Source organism: Candidatus Neomarinimicrobiota bacterium (genome assembly GCA_034716895.1).
In the GTDB taxonomy this organism is placed as follows: domain Bacteria; phylum Fidelibacterota; class UBA8477; order UBA8477; family JABMPR01; genus JABMPR01.
On sequence record JAYEKW010000033.1, the window covers coordinates 1 to 3,692 of the forward strand.

Genomic DNA, 3,692 nt, shown 5'->3' on the forward strand with positions numbered 1-3,692 from the left:
TGTTAATGTCCCTGGGAATGGTTGAACGACTAGCGAGTCTCGCTGATGCAAAACATGACGAGATAGGATTAGTGCTTGAAGAAGAACACTTGCCAGAAAGAATCAGACAAATTTCGTATCAGACTAAATAGCTTTAACCGGGAGAGAATAATAAATGGCTGAAACCATTTTTGTCTATGTTGATTAATCCGGTGAAGTAAACCTTGCGGGTCGGTTGTGGATCTACCACCATACTCTTCACGAAATAGAGGGAGATTACACTATTCCCATCACCTGAGTAGACTACATTGCTTTTAGGATTGTGAAAAGTTCTACCATTCATATGACGCTTGAAATTGATAGAGACGACCTGGCGACAAGCGTTCTAAGTTTTCCAGATAACGCTTATCACCCATGTTCACAATTCCCATCGTGAGCTGCACATGCTCCCACAGCGTTTTAGAGACAAACATGTCAAGCAGCGCATAGGCTGGCAATTTCTCAACGTTGGCATCATCAAGAAACTGTTCTCCTTTATAGTGTAAATCCAGGGTAATACTCGCCCATGAGGGTTCCCAGAACAGGTTGAGCCCGGTTTGCTTGCGGGGAGAAAAAATTAAGTCATTCCCCTGCAGTTCTGGGTTCTCATTAAAAACGTCAATCGTAGATTTGTTAAGAGTTAGATGGGCTGAAATCTGCAAATTGCTGTATGGCTTTATTGCCATTTCCAGTTCACTTCCCACAATTTCCACACTGGTTACATTCTCTCGTTTAAAGATGGGACTTCTTCCCCACAGTGAATCGCCAGTAGCGACATAATACAGAAAATCTTCCCCCTGTGAGAAGTAAAAACTGGGAGCCAGACTAAATGAGGTATTGGGAGAATAATCCAGACCCAGCTCAACACTTCTAATGGTTTCTGGTCCTAATTCCGGATTGGCAATTTTAGGGCCGAGTCGCATAAATCCTGAGCGACAGATATCATCCAATGGCGCCGCTCGGAAACCCCTGGAGTAATTCGCATAGGCACTGAGCTGAGCTGATGATACGTATCTCAAACCGATCCTGGGACTCCAGGCTGACCAGCTATGATCATCAAGCTCCCCGCTGTAGGCGTAAAAAGCATTATTGGTCTGATTGGCCGAAAAACTACCATTCTGAAAGGTCACATGATCCTGTCGTAAGCTAGCCAGCAAACGCAGACGCTTGTCTAATAACTGAATCTCATCCTGGACATAAGCGGATAGGAAGATCATTTCTCCCCGGTTCAAAATGGTGTCAGGGGAAGTCAAATAATAGTCACCTCCGTCGACACTACCCAATTTACCCTCCAGTCCGGCAGTGAGTGTATGGAGGAAACCTACCTCACTGCTCAAGAGGGCATGGATTCCACGATCCAGTCGATTGGATTTTACATCAAAACGGTTATATGTGGCTTTTTTAAAAGCCTCGCTAACCCGCAGGTAATCTTCTTGCTGGATATAGGCACTAATATCATAGTGGCCGACACTAAGTTTCCCCTTCAGATTAAGCTGGAAATTTTCAGTGGTGAAATCACGATGATTCCCCAGTTCATGTTCGATTTTATAACCTTCTCCACGCTTATCCATGTCAATGGAATAACTCAGTTTAACAGCCAAAGCAGGCGACCGATTCAAACCCAGTCGTACACTCCCTCCAGTTTCATTGAAAAAGAGAGGAACTGTGTACTGGTCCTGAAGCGTATCGGGAATATCGAGATATCCATCCCCTTTTCCGTCATATCCGCTCAGGGACAGTTCTATACCATTATCGAAACGACGAGCCAAACTCATATTAATATTTTTTGTATTATGTGTGCCGCTATGAAAATCTATCTGACCGCTAAAATTATCTGGGGCCGGCCGAGTAAGAATATTGATGACACCACCCATGGCACTGGCACCATAAAGTGCTGATCCCGCACCTTTTAGTATTTCCACACGATCAATCCGCTGCATCTGAATTCGCTTGAGATTTGCTACTCCCGTGTCTGATTTATTCAGTGGAACTCCATCCACGAGAACCAGGGTTCTACCCGGATCACCTCCCCCGACACCTCGCATGCTAATCACAGGGCGTACTTCATAATCCCCTGAGGTACGGTGTATGTTTATCCCCGGGATACGCTGCAGAGCAGCATCGATCCGGGTAGCGGTTGTATGATTAAAATCTGCAGAGAGGATCACTTCTGCTCGTCCTGGAATTTGAGCCAGGCTACGGCTGGTACGAGTAGCAGTAACCATGACCTCATTCCCATGCAAGATTGTGGGTTGTAGATAAACATCCAGGGATTCAAGGATTTCACCATCCCTGAGAATTTCAATTATCTGGTCCTGGTAGCCAATATGGCTAAAGCGTATCTGTTCAGTATCAAATGAGTTTAAGTCGATTTCATAATAGCCATCGTCATCGCTTGTGGAAGCAATCGAAGATGCATCGACTTTGATTTCCACACCTGGTACGGGTTGTTGGTTGTTGGCATCCCATACTCTTCCCTTGAGCTGATCTGTCGCCTGGGCATTACTACCCAGGGATAAAAGTAAAGTAAGCAGGCTAATCAAAGTTGATCTTGGGGGAAAAAATTTTAAGCTTTTCATCGTGTTTTAGCTAAAAATCTAATCCTGTTTCCTTGAAACCAATCGTGTCAGGATTGACATCTCCAGGACGAATCAGATTTTTAACCATTCTCCTTTCCAATTCACAGGGCTAAGCCTGATCGGGAGACACAGCCGTTTCCAGCTGTACCCACGGCGTGGAGACCATAAACCGAGTTCTTAGGTCTCCACGCACGGAGTTATATGTTCATTGCTGTTATTAGTCGCCGAATGGTTTCCCGGGCAATTTTAGCTTAACAGCTTTTTCTGTAAATGCTTCTGTATCGATAACATTGCGCTCTTTGTACATATTCCAGAGCTCCTGTACCTCAGGTCGATCTACATACTTCAGACCACTGTAATGTTCGAGATTCTCATATCGATCCAACCATAATTCCCACTGATCTTTGGCGAGAAAACCATTGTGATAGGCAGCTTCAACGTTGGCTTTTATTCTATCCCAATAGTCTTCATACGAATAAACAAAGGGTGTGGTATCAGCCATGACATTGATTCCCCAGGCACTGCCAGGTATATCATAGAGGGCATAGGGAATGAATTTTGAAGGATGGTTGTTGTTCACCCATTCTTCAGCTTCAGGATCACCCTGCTCAGCAGCCCAGGTGATCATCTCGATCATGGACAGCTGCATCTCCCAGACACCATGCCATTGGGTATAATCAGCACCCATCATTTCAGCACCATGACGAAAACGACGACCCTGGTGGTGCCAGGAGTTATACATCTCCTGCTCAGGGACTTCATCCCAGCCATTCAACACAGGATTTGATTTAAACTTACCCTCTGCTTCAAGACGATCAATGACGCCACTGCCCGTTAATTTCTTGGTCCAGTAAACAAAGGTGCGACGCATCTCATTGTATTGGAGGTTGACCAAATCCGCTGTAAGTAGGTAGGTTTCGATAAAATCGGGGGCATGACAACTTGCACAAATAGATTCCATGCGTTCACGTTTGACTTCCCAACTACCCAGATTCTCTTCGTCCCAGACCGTCCTGAAACTCCAGGGTGCCTGAGATTCTGTAGCCAGTCGTGCGCTTACATCATGGGTCATAGGTTGTTTTTCATTTCCATCCA

At 45.2% G+C, this 3,692-nt stretch carries 2 protein-coding genes and 1 riboswitch; both genes read right to left on the reverse strand.

What is annotated here, in order from left to right; all coding sequences use genetic code 11:
- Positions 1 to 311 precede the first annotated feature (311 nt).
- Positions 312 to 2,561: a TonB-dependent receptor gene (locus U9Q77_02385; protein ID MEA3286212.1), complete on the reverse strand. Its 2,250-nt coding sequence runs from the start codon at positions 2,559 to 2,561 to the stop codon at positions 312 to 314.
- Between the two features lie 112 nt (positions 2,562 to 2,673).
- Positions 2,674 to 2,806, reverse strand: a riboswitch (molybdenum cofactor riboswitch).
- Between the two features lie 8 nt (positions 2,807 to 2,814).
- Positions 2,815 to 3,692: cytochrome C (locus U9Q77_02390; GenBank protein MEA3286213.1), on the reverse strand; the 878-nt coding region annotated here is incomplete at its 5' end.